The 17,357-nt window shown below is 66.2% G+C and carries 4 protein-coding genes; 1 reads left to right on the top strand and 3 read right to left on the bottom strand.

The features are described from left to right. Window positions 1–55 precede the first annotated feature (55 nt). The gene (locus ACW4TB_RS09825) at window positions 56–1,003 is read left to right on the top strand and encodes an alpha/beta hydrolase (protein ID WP_012315377.1); all 948 of its coding nucleotides are present in this window, start codon (window positions 56–58) and stop codon (window positions 1,001–1,003) included. Window positions 1,004–1,147: 144 nt separating this feature from the next. On the opposite strand, the gene ACW4TB_RS09820 is transcribed toward ACW4TB_RS09825, so the two are convergent. From ACW4TB_RS09820 to ACW4TB_RS09810, 3 genes are all read right to left on the bottom strand, one after another. Next, entirely contained in the window at window positions 1,148–3,682 is a 2,535-nt protein-coding gene (locus ACW4TB_RS09820; RefSeq protein WP_279930013.1) for a TonB-dependent siderophore receptor, read from the bottom strand. 372 nt (window positions 3,683–4,054) lie between these two features. Beyond that, a complete protein-coding gene (locus tag ACW4TB_RS09815; RefSeq protein WP_279930012.1) occupies window positions 4,055–7,144 on the bottom strand; it encodes a non-ribosomal peptide synthetase in 3,090 nt (1,029 codons plus the stop codon). Then, complete coding sequence (locus ACW4TB_RS09810) at window positions 7,141–17,355, bottom strand: non-ribosomal peptide synthetase (RefSeq protein ID WP_279930010.1); 10,215 nt, start codon at window positions 17,353–17,355, stop codon at window positions 7,141–7,143. Before ACW4TB_RS09810 ends, ACW4TB_RS09815 begins: the two co-directional genes overlap by 4 nt. Window positions 17,356–17,357 lie beyond the last annotated feature (2 nt).

Here is a 17,357-nt window from a genome sequence, read left to right as displayed (position 1 = left end):
TGCCCGGCCGCCCTGCGCGGCCGGGCCCTTATCCAACAATGTGAAGGAAACCCGAATGTCCCTGGATTGCGATCTGGAAGCGTTCCTGGAACTGGCCGAACTCGGCCGTCTGACGGGCAAGAGCCAGCCCATGCATCAATTGGGCATCGCCCAGGCGCGGGCGGAATTCGAAAACGCCTCGCGCCTGCTCGACCCCGACCCTCCCGCCCACGTCGAGGTGCGCGCCCTGCAGTTCAGTTGCCGCGATGGTGCGCAGTTGCCCGCCCGCCTCTACGTACGCCCGGGCGTCACGCCCAAGGCTACCCTGCTCTACCTGCATGGCGGTGGCTATGTGGTCGGCAGCCTGGACTCGCATGACTGCGTGTGCCGGCGCCTGGCCTGCCTGGGTGACTATGCGGTGTTCGCTGCGCACTACCGGCTGGCGCCGGAGCAGCCGTTCCCGACGGCCCTGCACGATTGCCAGGACGCCGCCAGCTGGCTGCAGCACAGCGCCACCGAACTGGGCCTGCCGAGCGCGCTGGTGCTGGCCGGCGACAGCGCGGGTGCAACCCTGGCCACGGTTCTGGCGATCGAAGCCGCGCAACACCCGCAGGCCATGGCAGTGAAGGCACAGTTGCTGTTCTACCCGGTGACCGAGAGCAATACCCGGCGCGCCTCGCACCAGCGGTATGCCGAGGGTTATCTGCTGGAGAGCGGCACACTGGACTGGTTCTATGACCACTACCTGGGCGCCGCCCAGGCGCACAATGACTGGCGCGCCTCGCCTCTGCTGCACCCGGCGCTGCCGGCCATGGCGCCGGCGTATGTGAACCTGGCCCAGTACGACCCGTTGTTCGATGAAGGCCTGGACTATGCGCGCAAGCTTGAGGCGAGCGGCACACCGACCACCCTGCGCATAGAAGCGGGACTGACCCACGATTTTCTGCGCATGTCGGGAATCACCGGAGCGACTGGCGAGGTGTATGCCGCGGCAGGATGCTGGTTGGAGCAGGTGCTGGCCTGAAGCGAATCTGGGGCCGCTTTGCGGCCCATCGCCGGCAAGCCAGCTCCCACAGGTACAGCGCAGACCTGAAGAACTGCGAGTTCCCTGTGGGAGCCGGCTTGCCGGCGATGGGCTGCGCAGCAGCCCTGATTACGCTAACTGAAATCAGTACGTCGCCCGTACCGTCAGCATGAAGTTGCGGGGATCGCCATAGTAGTTGCCGTAGGTCGAGGTACCGACGGTCTGGTAGTACTTCTTGTCAAACAGGTTGTTGCCGTTGAGGGTCACGTTCCAGTGCTCGTCGATACGGTAGTCGACCATCGCGTTCCAGATCGCATAACCGCTCTGCTGGTATTCGAAAGGCACACTGGACTGCACTACGTTGCCCAGGCTGTCGTAAGTCGCTGCAGTGCCGCTGACCTTGGTCGCACTCTGGATGTCCACGCCACCCCCGACGCGGAAGTCGTTCAGCACACCCGGCAAGCGGTAGGTGGTGAACAGCTTGGCCATGTGCTTGGGCGTGACGGTGCTCAGCGCAGAGCCCGTGTCGCGGTTCTTGTTGATGTTGAGGGTGTAGCTGGCCATCATCATCCATTCCGGCAAGATTTCGCCGGAGATTTCCATGTCGATGCCCTTGCTGATGGTTTCCCCACCATTGACGTAACAGCAGTTACCGCCGAATGCCACCTGGCTCAACGGGTAGTTCGGGTCCTGCACAGCCTGGTCTTCACGCTTGGTGTAGTACAGCGCAATGCTGGTGTTGACCGCGCCGCCAAACAGCTCGCCCTTGATGCCGGTCTCGTAGGTTTTGCCGGTCATCGGGTCGAGGGTGCTGCCAGAGGTCGCAGGCCCAGCCAGCAGGTTCTGCTGTGGCTTGAAGATCTCGGCGTAGCTGGCATAGGCCGCCCATTCGTCCGTCAGGTCATAGACGATGCCGCCAAACGGGGTGACCTTGGTCGGTTCGCGCATGTCCACCCGCGACTGCTGGGTCCAGGTCGACCCGGTGGCGTCTGCCGTCTGGTAGGTCTGGTCGAACTTGTAGCGCTGTGCACGGGCACCGACGATCAGGTGCAACGGCTCGGCCAGTTGCAGGCGCAGGCTCGAGTACAAGCCGTATTGGGTCTGGCTGTTGGGTTTGTAGTCGCGGCTGATGACCGGCCGGGCGCCTGGATCATCCCATGGGGTGGAATCGGGGTCGAATACATTGACCGGGCCGCCGGCAGTGGTGAAGCGGCCAGTGCCGCGCCAGCGGCTGTCGATCTCTTGATAGTCGCCACCCACCACCAGGCGGTGGTCGAGGCCGAACATGCTGAAGTCGCCGGAGACGTTGACGTCCCAGAGGTTCTGCTCGCTCCACTGGGTGTTGTAGGTGCCGTAGCGGGTCACGCCGGTGCCGGTGACCGGGTTTACAGAGCCCAGCGTGGTGGCGTTGTTGGTGGTGATGGTGTCGTAGATGTTGGTGTAGCTGAGGTTGAGCTTCCAGTCATCGTTCAGGCGATGGTCGACCTTGGCGAAATACTCGCGGGAAAAGCCGTCCGCGTACGCCCAAGTGGTAGACAGCCCGGTATGGCGCGGCAGGCCAAGGTCGGCACCGTTGCTGTAGCGTGGCACGGCCGAGGCGGTGCCGGTCTCGTGGACTTTGTTGAAACGCAAGCCTGCGGTGAGCATGGTGTCGTCGGTGACATCGGCTTCAAGCACGCCATAGAAGAACGGCTTGTCGGTGGCACGGTTGTCGACGAAGTACTGGCGGTCCTGGTAGGCCACCACCATACGGCCACGCAGCTTGCCATCGAAGCCCAGCGGGCCGGTCACGTCCAGCTCGCTGCGGTAGTTGTCCCAGCTGCCCGCCGAGGCGGTGAACTTGAGCTGGTAGAAGTCCAGCGGGCGCTTGCGCACCAGGTTGATGATACCGCCCGGGTCACCGGTGCCGCCAAACAGTGCGCTGGCGCCACGCAGCACTTCGACATGGTCGAACTCGGCGATGTCGTAAATGTTCGACGCGTAAAAGCTGCCGGCGGTGGTGCCCAACGCCATGGGGGCGGCACCGTCGAGCTGGATGTTCTGGATCGGGAAGCCGCGCGAATAGAAGTCCTGGATACGGAAGGTGTTGCTCTGCACGGTCACACCCGGCACGGCCTTCATCGCATCGTTGATGTCGGTGAACTGGCGGTCTTCGATGACCTGGCGGGTGATCACCGATACCGATTGCGGGGTTTCCTTCAACGAGGTCGGGCTTTTCGAGCCGACACTGGTCAGGCCCGGCGTGTAGGAGCCGGTGTTCTCGGTAGCCTGGCCCATACCCTGGCCCATGATGGTGGTTTCGCCGATAACCAGAGCACCGGCGCCGATATCACTGGTGTCGGTGCTGATCAACAGGACCGAATTGTTCTCGATGCGGTAGGTAAGGCCTGCGCCCTCCAGCAGTTGCGACAGGGCCTGGTCCGGCTCCATGGTGCCGCTGACCTTGGGTGCACGCTTGCCGCTGACCAGGTCGGGCGAGTAGACCATCTGCAGGCCGGTCTGCTGGCCAAGGGCGATCAGTGCCTGGTCCAATGGCTGGGCTGCGATGTCCACCGCAACCGGCTGGGCATGGGCATGGGCCATGGCCAGGCTCAGCACCAGCGCCGAAGCCCGCAGGCTCCACTTCGATGGCCCGGCGGCCAAGGCTGCCCCCTTGTTTCGCATACGTTTGGACTTCATGTGCGCAACTGACTCCGACTGTTCTATGAGTGTGTAGGTGACGGTCTCGACGTACCGTTTCTATAAGGCCCTTACGCGTTCGAGCGACGCGTTTTCAGCGGCTTACAGGTAAGACGCACGAACGTGAAAAAAACTGATAACTTTTTTCATTTGCGTTCAATTTGTCGATGGCTCGGGGCTGCCTAAGCTCGCACTCATGAAAAACCCGAAGGCTAATGCCAGTCGGTCAATAGATTTGGGGCCGCTTTGCGGCCCATCGCCGGCAAGCCGGCTCCTACAGGTACAGCGCGGTTCTTGAGGCCTACCCTGTACCTGTGGGAGCCGGCTTGCCGGCGATGGGCTGCGTAGCAGCCCTATCAAACGCTGTCTGAGCTATGCCGTAAGGTTCTTCGCCTTGGCCAGCATCTGCTCCTTTTCCTCAGGGCTCATGCGCTCCAGTTGCAGGCGCGCCTGGGCAATCTTGAGCAAATGCCCGCGGTTTGCCTCGTTGGCCTGCAACGCCTCGGCCAGCCCCGCCACTGTGGGGTGCTCGAAGACCAGCGCCGGCGCCACTTCACAGTTCAACAACTTACGAATCCCTGCCACCAGCTTGATGATCAGCAGCGAATGGCCGCCGGCAGCGAAGAAGTCGGTGTGGATACCGATGCTGTCGCGCCCGAGCAACTGCGCCATGCGCTGGGCCAGCAACGTCTGCAATGCATCCTGTGGTGCATCCTGCTGGCCACCCTGCTGCTGCGGCAGCTGCAGCAGCGCGCGACGGTCGAGTTTGCCGTTGGCCAGGCGCGGCAGGCTCGGCAGGCAACGCAGCTGCGTCGGCACCATGGCCGCTGGCAGGCACTCGGCAAGCCGCGCACGCAGCGAGGCTTCATCGAGCCCTTCGGCTTCGCCGTGCACGGCGTAGCAAGCCAGCAGTTCCAGTTGCCCGGGCTGGGTTTCGATCGCCAGCACCGCCCCCTGCGCGACCCCGTCGATCTCCAGCAGGCGCGCTTCTACTTCGGCCAACTCGACACGGAACCCGCGAATCTTCACCTGGTGATCCTGCCGCCCCTGCAGCAGGATGCTGCCATCGGCCTGGTAACGGGCCAAGTCACCGCTGCGGTACAGGCGCTCGCCGGCTTGCAATGGGTTGTCGATAAAGCGCGACGCCCCCTGCTCGGCTTCCAGATAGCCCCGGCACAGCTGGCGCCCGGCCACATGCAGTTCACCCAGCTCACCCACGCCCGCCAGTTGCCCTGCAGGCGTCAGCAAGTAAACGCGGTTGCCGGCCAGCACCTGGCCCAGGCTCGCCATCGGCGCCTCGGCCCGCAGTGGCTGGACCAGCACGCCGACGGTGGCCTCGGTCGGGCCATAGTGGTTGAACACCCGAGCCTGAGGCGCCAGCCGTGCGATGCGCGCCAGCAACTGCGCACTCGGCGCTTCGCCGCCCAGTACCAGGGTTGCTGGCAGGCTGGGCTGCGCGCTGTCGAGCAGCGCCGCCAGGTGCGACGGCACGATCTTCAGGCAATCGATACCTTCGTCGCGCACGAATGCGGCAAAGGCCGCCGGGTCCTGCATCACTGCGTCGCTGGCAACGTGCAAGGTGGCGCCAACCTGCAAGGCGCCGAACAGGCTGGTATGACCCAAGTCCGCCGCCACCGTGGCGCTGAACGCAAAGTGCCTGCAGGCCGAGAGCTCCAAGGCCTGCTCAGCGGCCTGCAGGTACCCGGCCAGTTGCCCGTGTTCGATGACCACCCCCTTGGGCTCACCGGTCGAACCCGAGGTAAACAGCACATAGGCCGCCGTATTGGCCGTGAGCGCTTGCGCCTCGAACGGCGCAGAGGTGTCCGTCAGCTGCTCGAACAGCGTGGCATCGATCTGCAACTGCGCGCCGGCGAGGCGGCTGACCTGCTCGCGTCGCGCTGCGGGCCAGAGCGGGTCCAGCGGCAGGTACGCAGCCCCGCACTTCCAGCAGGCCAGCACCGCCGCCAGCCAGTGCACCGAGCGCGGCAGGGCCAGGCCGACAACGCTGGCGCTGCCAACGCCCTGGGCCTGCAGGTGGGCGGCCAGCGCAGTGGCCAGCTGGTCGAGCTGCTGCCAGCTCCACCCCTGCCCTTGATCAATGATCGCCAGCGCCTGGGGCTGTTCGCGCAGCCAGCGGGCGACCCGTTCCGGCAGCAGTTCGGTGACCGCTGGCAGTGCAGCCTGGGCGTTACGCTCAAGCACCAGGCGACGCTGTTGCTCACCGACAAGCCCCAGGCTGACCAAGGCCGCGTCTGGTGTCTGAGCAATGCTTGCCAGCAGCGTTACGTACTGCTCGAGCAGTAGTTGCGCCAGTGCCGGGCTATGCCACGAGGCCCAGTACTGCAACAGCGCCTGTGGCGCTACGCAGTCGCTGTCGACCTGCAGCAGCAGGTCGGGGCCCACCATCGGCGCGTCCATGCCCACTACCTGCCAACCTCCGGCCAGCGGCGGGCAGGCGGGGATCAGGCGAAAACCGATGGCGGCAGGCTCCAGCGCGGGCGTCTGCTCGGGGGTGAAGTATTCCTGCCAAACGGCATGCTGCTCCAACTGCGCGGCCAGGCCGTGCAGCCAGGTACGCAGTGGCTGCTCGGCCTGGTAGTCGACAAGCACCGGCAGCTGCTTGTGATACACCCCTGCGCTGTCGGCGAAATAGGCGTAGTCGCCACGGCTGTCGTGGCACCAGCTCACCACCTGCGCAGGCTGACCATCGAGCCGCGCCAGTAGCAGCCACCAGGCTGCCTGCAACACCATGTCCAAGGGCAGGCCAAGGCCGGCCAGGTGCTGCACAACGGCCGGGTCAATTGCCGCGCGGGCCTGCGCGCGCTCACCGCGCGGGCTGCCTTGGGGGAGGCGCCAGGGCAGTTGCTGGGCGCTTGCGGGCTTGCCGTTCAGCGCGGTCCAGTAGCTGCGCGCAGTGCTGGCGTCTTCATCCACCACCACCTCGCTGCGCCACTGCAGGTACTGTTCGAAATCGCCGTCTTCGGCTGTTTCCAGTGCGCCCTGGCAGATCGCCGCAAGGCTTGCAGCCAGGGCCGGCAGGCTGGCAGCGTCAACCAGCGCAGCGAGCACACCAAGCACCAACTGGCAGCGCCCCTCGGCCTGCTCGCACACCAGCACGGCGACGCCCGCCTCGGCCTGCACATCCACCTCACGCTCGAACCAGGCCTGGCGGCCGGCGGTATCGCCCGCCGCCAGCCACGTCAGGTCCACCCCTGCCGCCTCGCGCTGAAAAAACTGACGCAGGCCGCGATAACCTGCGGCTTGGCCGATACGCAGGCGCAGCGCGTCGTGCTGGCCCTGCCACAGCTGCAGGGCGGCGCGCAGCGCGGCGGGCGCCGGCACGCTGTCGAGCTGCAATGTGATGCAGCGCGCCGCGTCCCGCCAGCGGCCAGGCAGTGCAGTCAGCTCGAGCACCTGCATGGGCAACAACGGCAGGCCGCTCGATTCGACGGTGATGTTCATGCTTGCACTCCTGTGCGGTTCAAGGTGAGGGTTTCAAGGTCGGCACGTTGCATCATGTCGCCCATGGCGACGACGATCTTGCGTGGCCCCTGGAACGGGTCGCGGGCGTGTGCGGCCAGCATGTTGTCGAGCAGGATCACATCACCGGCCTGCCAGTCGAAACGCACCGCGCACGCCTCGTACAGCTCACCGATCAACGCCATGTCGGCGTCTTCGATCGGGCTGCCATCGCCGTAGTAAACCTGACGCGGCATGCGCTCCAGGCCATACAGCGCCAACAAGTCCTCGCGCACGTCGGCATCCAGGCAGAACACGTGGTGCAGCTGCACCTGGTTGAAGAAACTCTTCTCACCGCTGACCGGGTGCTCGATCACCGCCGGGCAAGGCGTGCGGATCTGCAGTTCGTCGTTGTCCAGCCAGCGCCACTGGATACCCGACGCCTGGCAACGGCGCTCGACATCCGCACGCGAGTCGGTCTTGAAAAAATGCTGCCAGGACACGTCCAGCTTGTCGGTGAAAGTACGTACGTAGAGCAGGCCCTTGTCCTCGAAACGCTGGCGCAGGGGTGCGGGCAGGCGCTGATACATCTGCCGGCAATCGACCACCGGGGTGGCACCGCCAACCGGCGAAGGCAGTTCACAGAAGAACAGCTGTTTGCGCGGCCAGCGGTCCTGGTGGGCACTTTCGTTGTGGAAGAGGATCATCTTCTGCTCCGGATACGGCGTGGAGCGGTAGGTGTTCTTGCCGCCTTCCTTCTTAGGCAGGTCACCGTACTGGCCGTACAGCCCAGGCTGAACAGCCTCGGCGAAGGCCTCGAAGTCCTGCGGGGTCTGCAAGCCGAAACCGCGGAACAGAATGCCGCCATGAGCCACCAGTTTGCGTTCGATCTCGGCACGGTGCTTCACCACCCAGTCGGTCAGGCTCACACCGGGATCGACCGGTTCGATCAGCAACGGAAAGGCCTGCCCCGGTACCATCGCAGCCTCGCGCACTGCGCTGGCCGGCCGGGTTGGCGTGCCGGCGCCGCGCCTGAGGAAACTGCCCAGCTTGTCCTTTTTGGGTTGCCCGCCGGCAGCGGCAGGCGCCGCCACGATTTCACTGTGAACCGCCATAGTGATCTCTCTCAGTTGGATGTGTGGGTTGCCCAGCACCTGGCCCAGGATGTCCAGCCAGCCACGCAGCAGTGCCTGGACCCGTTCTGCCTTGAACAGCTCCGTGGCGTACTGCCAGGTGACGCGCCAGCCGTCCGCGACCGGGTCGATGAACAGCGCCATGTCGAATTTCGAATAGCCGCCCGCCTGCGGCAGCACCTGCACACTCAGGTCGGCCAGGCCGCCATGCGCCACCGGCATGTCGTTCATCACGAACAGCACCTGCACCAGCGGGTTCATGCCTGGGTGGCGCGGCGCGCCAGCAGCCTCGACGATCAGGTCGAACGGCAGTGCCTGCTGCTCGCTGGCATCGAGCAAGGTGGTGCGGGTGCGCGCCAGCCACGCGGCGAAGTCCAGTTGTTCGTCCAGTTGCGAGCGCAGTGGCAGGACATTGACGAAGAAGCCGATCAGCGCCTCAAGGTCGGGATGTTCGCGGCCGGCGACATCAGCCCCGAGCAGTAGATCGTGCTGGCCGCTGGCGCGGTGCATCAGCAGCTGGAACGCCGCCAGCAGCAGCATGTAGGGGGTCACGCCCAATTGCGCGGCCCGTTCGCGTACCGCCACGACCGTAGTCGGCGGCAGCTCGTGATAGAGGTTCTCCCCCGCCTGGGACGCCTTGGCCGGGCGCGGCAAGTCAGTGGGCAACGGCAAGCGCCCGCTGCTACCGTGCAACGCCTTGCGCCACCACTGCGCCGGGGCCTGCAGCAGCCCGGCACGCTCGCGCTCGGCCTGCCATAGCGCATAGTCTGAGTACTGCAGCACCAGCGGCGCCAGCACGGGCGCCTGGCCACGGGCAAGGGCGCTGTAGCTGGCGATCAGTTCGTTGACCATCAGCGCCATCGACCAACCATCGGAAATGATGTGGTGCATGTTGAGCAGCAGCACATGGGCGTCGCCGGACAGGCGCAGCAGGCGTGCACGCAGCATCGGCGCCTGGTCCATGGGCACCGGCTGACGCACGTTGGCCAGTTGCGCTTCAAGCACGCGCAGCTGTTGCTCGGCGGCAGCCAAAAGGCTCAGGTCGTCCACTGGCAGGTCCAGGTCGACCGCCGCCTGGATCACCAGCAGCGGCTCACCTTCGTCGTCACAGGCCACCGCGCTGCGTAGCACTTCGTGGCGCTGCACCAGCACCTGTAATGCCTGCTTCAGGCATTCGGGCTGCAACGGCCCGTCCAGGCGCAGGCCCAGCGGCATGCCGTACGCCCCGCTACCCTGGGCAAACTGCTCGGCAATCCACAAACGGCGCTGGGCCAGCGACAGCGGTGCGCTGGCCTTGGCGCCCAGTGCGCGCAGTTGCGGGCCGGCATCGCTTACCGGCTGCGCCTGGCGCAGGCGCTGAGCGAAATCACACAAGCGCGGGGCGCTGAACAGGTCGCGTACACCAATCCCGGTGTGGCCGTCGCGGTGCAGCCGCGCCACCACCTGAGTGGCCAGCAATGAGTGGCCACCAGCCTCGAAGAAGTGCTCGAAACGGCCCACTTCGTGCCTGCCCAGCACACTGGCCCAGGCCTGGGCGACCTCGCGTTCGAGCGCATCCAGGGGCGCACTGAACGCTTCTTCAGAGGTGTCGACCTCGATCGACGGCAATGCCTTGCGGTCGACCTTGCCGTTGGGATTCAGCGGCAAACTGTCGAGCAGTTGCAGGCGTGACGGCACCATGTAGGGCGGCAGCACGGCGCGCAGCGCGTCGAGGATGCGCTGACGCAACCCGGCATCGGCCTGCGAACCGTCGACCGGCACCAGCCAGGCGGCCAGGTGCAGGTCGGCACCTTGACCGCCCGGCATCACCACGGCCTCGCGCACCTCAGGCTGGGCCAACAGGCAGGCTTCGACTTCACCGGGCTCGACGCGGAAACCGCGGATTTTCACCTGGTGGTCCAGGCGGCCGATAAACACCAGCTCGCCATTGGCCTGCTGCCGCACCAGGTCACCACTGCGGTACAGGCGGCCCCCGCCGACCGTGTCGTAGGGGTCGGGCACGAAACGTTCAGCGGTCAGCGCCGCCTGGCCAAAGTAACCACGCGCCAGGCAGGGTCCACCGATATACAGCTCGCCGTCAGTGCCGGTATCGAGCAGTTGCAAGGCTGTATCGAGCAGGTAAGCGGTACGCCCCGGCACCGGCGTTCCGATCGGCGCATAGCCGGTGTCGATGCGGGTAGACCCGTCGGCCTGCCACAGCAGCGGGGTAATCACCGTTTCGGTAGGGCCGTAGCCGTTGACGATACGCTGCGGCTGCAAGTGGGCCTGGATTCGCTCGAAGCCTTCACGCGACAGCGCCTCCCCGGCCACGTTAATGCAGCGCACCGGCAGTGCCCGGCCCTGCTGATGCGCCCACTCGGCCAGCTGACAGGCGTACTGGGTGGGGAAGTAGACCACGCTGGCGCGCTCGCGCTCGATCACCTCGAATGCCTGGGCCGCGGTCCAGATGTCATCGCCACGCACGATGCAGCAGGCGCCCTGGCTCAACGGCAACAACCACTGCTCAGTGCCCCAGTCGAAGTTGATCGAAGCGAAGTGCACGAAGCGGTCCTGCGCCGTCACCTGGTACTGGCCGACCATGGTCGCGATGTGCGCGGCGATGGCGCCATGGGTCAGGGCCACACCCTTGGGGCGACCGGTGGAGCCGGAGGTGTAGATCAACCCCAACAGGTTGTCGGCGCAGGCTCGCGGCGCTGGGTTATCGTCCTGCGGCGCCAGGGGCTGGTCCAGCCACAACCAGTCGGCCGTGCCTGCCAGCGCCAGTGGCTGCGCGGCAGTACGGGTGCCCAGCACCAGCCTGACGGCGCTGTCGTCGAGCATGTCCTGCAGACGCTGACGCGGGTATTGCGGGTCCAGCGGCACGTAGCCGGCACCGGCCTTGAGGATCGCCAACAGGCCGACAACCATCGCCAGGCCTCGCTCACTGCACAGCCCTACCAGGTCCTCTGGGCCGACACCCCGCGCGATCAACTGTTGCGCCCAGGCGTTGGCCAAGCCGTTGAGCTGGCCGTATTCCAACGTGCCGTCGTCGGCAACCACCGCCACGGCCCGCGGGTTGCGCGCCGCCTGGGCCTCAATCAGCTGGTGTACGCCCAGTGCCGGAACAGTACCTTCAGCGGCCTGCCATTGACCCTGGCAACGCTGATGGCTGGCGGCATCCAGCAGGCTCAGCTCAGCCAGGCATGGGTTACCAGCGCCAGCGATCGCCTGCAACAGGTGGCCAAACTGGTCGGCCAGGCGCTGCACGTCGGCCAGGCTGAAAGCGTCGTGGCGCAAGCGATAGTCGACCTGCAACTGCTCACCCATGCCCACTGACAGGGTCAAGGCGTAGTGGGGCTGCTCGTGGCTGTCCGGTACACCGAAGCGCGGCCCGTCACCGCCACCTTGCAGCACCTCGGCCACGGGGTAGTTCTCGAACGCCAGCAAGGTGTCGAACAGTGCCTCGCCAGCCCTGCCCGCCCAGCGCTGGATGTCGGCCAGTGGCGTGTATTCGTGCTCGCGTAGTGCCAGGTTGCTGGCCTGCAGCTGTTGCAGCCAGTCGTCCAGGCGCTGCTCAAGGCGCGGGGCGGCAACCAACGGCACGGTGTTGATGAACAGCCCCAGTTGCGCCTCGATGCCCGGCAACTGAGAAGGCCGCCCCGATACCGAAACACCGACGCAGACGGTGTCTTGACGGCAGTGCCGTTGTAGCAGCAAGAGCCAGGCCGCCTGCACCAGTGTATTGACGGTAACCTTGCGCGCCCGCGCCGCCGCCTTGATCTGCGCCGATGCAGCGCTGCCAAGGCGTTGCTGCCACAGGCCGTAGCTGGCCGCTTCAACGCTGCGGCGCTGGCTGGCGAGCAGTGTTGGCGCCTGCATGCCCTGCAGCTGCGCCTGCCAGAACGACTGGTCCTGCTGGCGGTCACGCGTGGCCAGCCAGGCCAGGTAGGTACGAGGATGCACAGGTGCCTGGCGGGGTGGCTGGCCACGGTAGCGTTGCATCACTTCAGCCAGCAACCGGGCATGGCTCCAGCCATCGAGCAGCAGGTGGTGATGGGTGTAGATCATGTGCCAGCGCTGTTCGCCCAGGCGCACCAGGGTGATGCCCAGCAAGGGCGCCTGATCAGTCGCGGCCATGGCCAGGCGCTGCTGCTCGGCCAGGATTTGCAGGTGGTCGGCCGACGCGGTCTGGTCGCGCCAGTCGAGCTGGCTGAACGGCAGCTGCAACTGGCGGCGGATCACCTGCACGGGTTGTTGCACGTCGACCGGCCAGTGAAAGCTGGCACGCAGCCCCGCATGGGTGTCCAGCGCCGCCTGCCAGGCGGCCTGGAAGCGTTGCGGGTCGAGCTGGTCGATATCCAGGCGCAACTGGTTGATGTAGTCGCCGGCTGCGGCCGCATGCAGGCAGTGGAACAGCAGGCCCTGTTGCAAGGGAGACAGCGGCAGGATGTCCTCGACCTGGGCCAGGTCCACTGCCAGGGCGGCAAGCCCGGTGCTGTCCAGGTTGCTCAGCGGGAAGTCCGACGGCGTGGCACAGGCAACCCCCGGTTGCAGGCAGTGATCGACCAACGCGCGTAGCTGGCTGGCGAAATCGCTGGCCAGGGCATCGATGGTGGCCTCGTCGTACATCGCCTGGCTGTAGCCGAAACTGATGCCCAGCTCGCCCTGGTAGACCTGCCCCTCCACGCTCAGCCAGTTGGCCAGCGGCGCGTCGCCATCCTGCCCCTGGCCGGCCCCTTGAGGGTCGGGCTGCCACAGCGCACCCTTCTCGAACTGGCTGTCGAACTGGCCGAGGTAGTTGAACGTCACCCGCGGTTGCGCCTGGCGCGCCAGTTGCTCGCGTTGCGCCGGTGTGCCCAGATAACGCAGCACCCCATAGCCCAGGCCTCGCTGTGGTACGGCGCGCAGTTGTTCCTTGATGGCCGCGATGCAGGCACCGGGCTGTGCTTGCGGGCGCAAGGCGACCGGATACAGGCTGGTGAACCAGCCCACAGTACGGGTCAGGTCGATATCCTCGAACAGCTCCTCACGGCCATGCCCTTCGAGCTGCACCAGCACCTGCTGATTGCCGCTCCAGTTGCACAGGGCACGGGCAAGGGCCGCCAGCAGCAGGTCGTTGACCTGCGTACGGTAGGCACTCGGCGCCTGTTGCAGCAGGGCCTGGGTAAAGGCCGGCGGGAAACTGACCCGTACCTTGCGCTCATCCGCCACGCGCGTCTGAGTTACCGCACGGTCACGTGGCAGGGCCTGCGCCCCGGCCTCACCAAGTGCCAGCCAGTAATCGAGCTGCCCCGCACAGGCGTCGGCATGCCCGGCCAGGCGCTCGGCCCAAGCCTGGTAGCTGCTGGTCCGGGCAGGCAGCGGCTGGCCCAGGCAGGCACGTTGCAGGTCTTCGAGCAGGATGCGCCAGGAAACGCCGTCGACCACTAGATGGTGGATCACCAGCAGCAGGCGCTGACTGCCGTCGGCCATGGCCACCAGCATCGCCGCCAGCAATGGCCCCTGATCGAGCCGCAGGCTGCGCTGGGCCTCATCGCACAATGCAGCCAGCGCTTGCTCGCTGTCTGCCTGGCGGTGCCAGAGCTGCGGCACGCCAGCGGAGGCCGGCGCGTGTTGCTGCTGCCATTGGCCATCAGCCTGGATGAAGCGCAGGCGCAAGGCGTCGTGCTGCGCCACCACCTGAGCCAGGGCCTGCTGCAGCTGCGCCGCTTGCAGCGGCTCACGGGGCACCAGCAGCACGGCCTGGTTCCAGTGCTGGCGCACCGGCATGGGCGTGTCGAAAAACTGCAGCTGCACCGGGGTCAGGCGTGCCTCGCCCTCAGCCGGGCGCTGGTCGGCCTGGCAGCTGTCCACGCTGCCCGCAGCCTGGGCCAGGGCGCGCAGCGTCTGGTGCTGGAACAGGTCACGCGGACTGAGCGCCAGCCCGGCCTGACGGGCGCGGCTGACGACCTGGATAGCAATGATCGAGTCGCCACCAAGCTCGAAGAAGTTGTCGTCCAGGCCCACCTGCGCGGCGCCCAGCACTTCGCACCAGACCTTTGCCAGCTGGCGTTCGGCCGCGCTCTGAGGCGCAACATGGGTACCCTGTGCCCCGGCCTCGGGCTGTGGCAGGGCCTTGCGATCGAGCTTGCCGTTGGGTGTCAGCGGCAGGCCGTCCAGTGGCACCAGCTGGCTGGGCACCATGAATTCGGGCAGGCTTTGCAACAGCCAGTCCTTGAGCTGACCTTGCCAGCCCTCAGGCGTTGCATTGAGCACCAGGTAAGCCACCAACCGGCGACCATCGAGGGCCAGCACCACGCACTCGCGTACCAGCGCATGCTCGGCCAGACGCGCCTCGATCTCACCCAACTCGATGCGCAAACCACGGATTTTCACCTGGTGATCGAAGCGCCCCAGGTACTCGATCACACCGTCGGCACGCTGGCGCACACGGTCACCGGTACGGTACAGGCGCTCGCCGGTGCCGAACGGGTCGGCGACGAAGCGCTCGGCCGTCAGCCCTGGGCGCCGGTGGTAGCCGCGCGCCAGGCCCACCCCGCCCAGGTACAACTCACCGGCCACACCGACAGCGACGGGCTCAAGGCCGGCGTCGAGCACATAGGTGCGGATATTGGCGATCGGCTGGCCGATAGGCACGCTGTCCCTGCCTTCTTCGACGCAGGTCCAGTGGGTGACATCGATGGCAGCCTCGGTGGGGCCATAAAGGTTGTAAAGCGCCGCTGCAGACAAACGCGCGAACACCTGGCGCTGGGCATCCACCGGCAGCGCTTCGCCACTGCAGACGACGCGCGACAGGGTGCTGCAGGCGTGCACACCGGGCTCATGGATGAAGGCCTGCAGCATCGAAGGCACGAAGTGCAGCGTGGTCACCCGGTAGTGCTCAATGGCGCGGATCAGGCGTTGCGGATCGCGGTGCTCGCCCGGCGCCGCGATGGCCAGGCGGGCGCCGGTCATCAACGGCCAGAAGAACTCCCACACCGACACGTCGAAGCTGAACGGGGTTTTCTGCAGCACCGTATCGCTGGCGTCCAGGCCATAGGCTTGCTGCATCCAGCACAGGCGGTTGGTCAGCGCCTGGTGGCTGTTACCCGCGCCCTTCGGGCGCCCCGTAGAGCCGGAGGTATAAATGACATAGGCCAGCTGCGTCGGCTCGACCTTGAGACCCGGGGTGCTGTCCGGCATCGTGTCCAGCACCAGGGTGTCGAGCGCCACGCACTGCACACCGTGCGGCAGCGGCAGGCTGTCGAGCAGCGCCTGCTGGGTCAGCAGGAGGCCAATGCCGCTGTCCTCGATCATGTAGGCCAGGCGCTCCTCAGGGTACTCCGGGTCCAAGGGAACATAGGCGCCACCGGCCTTGAGGATCGCCAGCAAGGCGACGACCATCTCGATGCTGCGCTGAGCCGCGACCCCGACCAGGCTGTCGCTGCCCACACCTTGACCACGCAGGTAATGGGCCAGGCGATTGGCCTGGGCATCGAGCTCGGCGTAGCTGAGCAGGCTGTCGGCGAACAGCAGTGCCGGCGCGTGCGGGGTGCGTTGCGCCTGGGCCTCGATCAGCTCATGCACGCCATACTGCAGCGGGTAGCTGGCAGCCGTGGCGTTCCAGTCCTGCAGCACCCGTTGGCGGGTGGCCGGGTCGAGCATGGGCAGTTGCCACAGCGGGCGTGCAGGGTCAGCCACCAACTCACGCAGCACGGTGAGCCAGTGGCCCGCCATGCGTTCGATGGTCGCCGCGTCGAACAGGTCGGTCGCGTAAGTGAACGCAGCGCGCAGCACGCCTCCCTGCTCGTACGTGTCCAGGCTCAGATCAAACTGGGTGGTGCGGCTGCGCCACTCCAGTGCGGACAGCTCCAGGCCAGAGCCCAGCGTGACCGCAGCCAGGTCGGCCACCTGCGGCTGGTGGTTGTACATCACCTGGAACAACGGCGCGTGGCTCAGGTTGCGCTCCACCTTCAACGCATCGACCAGGCGCTCGAAGGGCAGGTCCTGATGGGCCTGGGCGCCCAGCACGGTTTGCCGCACGGCCTGCAAATAGGCCAGTGCGTCAGCTTGGCCATCCGGCTGCAGGCGCAATACCTGGGTGTTGACGAACAGGCCGATCAGCCCCTCGACTTCTGCGCGGTTGCGGTTGGCCACCGGGCTACCGATGCGCAGGTCGCACTGGCCGGTGTAACGCTGCAGCAGCACGCCGAAAGCACCGAGCAGGACCATGAACAGCGTCAGGTTGTGCTGCGCCGCAAAACTGCGCAGTTGCTGAGCAAGCGCCGTGTCCACCACCAGCTCCTGGCGGCTGCCTTTGAAACTTGGCGCGGCCGGGCGTGGGCGGTCGAGCGGCAACTCCAGCACCGGCTGCTCTTCACCCAACGTGGCTTGCCAGTAGGCCAGCTGGCGTTCGAGTTCGCCGGCTTCAAGCCAGCGCCGCTGCCACAGGGCGTAATCGACATACTGGATCGGCAGCGCCGGCAGTTGCGGCTGTGTGCCAGCGGCGCAGGCGTCATAGCAGCGACTGAATTCGTCGATCAACACATTCATCGACCAACCGTCAGCGACGATGTGGTGCAAAGTGAGCAGCAGCACGTGGTCCTGCTCAGCCAGCCGCAGCAGGCGGATGCGCAGCAACGGGCCATGCTCCAGGTCGAAGGGGCACAGCGACTCGGCCTCGACCTCGGCTTGCACCCGTGCCTGGCGGGCGTCTTCGGCCAGCTCGCGAAGGTCCAGGCGCTGGATCTGCGGCGCGGCCGGGCGGTGCACCTGGCACAGGCGCTCATCGGCCTGCTGCTGGAACACACAGCTCAGGCTCTGGTGGCGTTCGATCAGGTGGCTGAACGCCTGCTGCAAGGCGGACTCGTCAAGTACCCCCTTGAGGCGGACCGCACCTGGCAGGTTATAGGCACCGCCGTGCGGATCCAGCTGCCAGAGCACCCACATGCGTTGCTGGGCGAACGACGGTGCAAGACGGTCTTGCGCCGCCACCCCTGCCGGAATAGGGAACTGGGAAAAGTCGATGCCCTCTCTGGCCAGGGTTTCAAGGAACAGGCGGCGCTTTTCCAGCGGCAATTCAATGAAACGGCGGGCCAGTTGCAGGGACTTTTCGGGATTCATCA

Source organism: Lelliottia jeotgali, assembly GCF_977070485.1.
This window is presented reverse-complemented; position numbering and strand designations above follow the sequence as displayed.

What these genes read in the sequence shown, in the direction of transcription:
- ACW4TB_RS09815 (WP_279930012.1), bottom strand. Translation starts at nt 7,144, where the DNA reads ATGAACATCACCGTCGAATCGAGCGGCCTGCCGTTGTTGCCCATGCAG.
- ACW4TB_RS09810 (WP_279930010.1), bottom strand. Translation starts at nt 17,355, where the DNA reads ATGAATCCCGAAAAGTCCCTGCAACTGGCCCGCCGTTTCATTGAATTG.
- ACW4TB_RS09820 (WP_279930013.1), bottom strand. Translation starts at nt 3,682, where the DNA reads ATGAAGTCCAAACGTATGCGAAACAAGGGGGCAGCCTTGGCCGCCGGG.
- ACW4TB_RS09825 (WP_012315377.1), top strand. Translation starts at nt 56, where the DNA reads ATGTCCCTGGATTGCGATCTGGAAGCGTTCCTGGAACTGGCCGAACTC.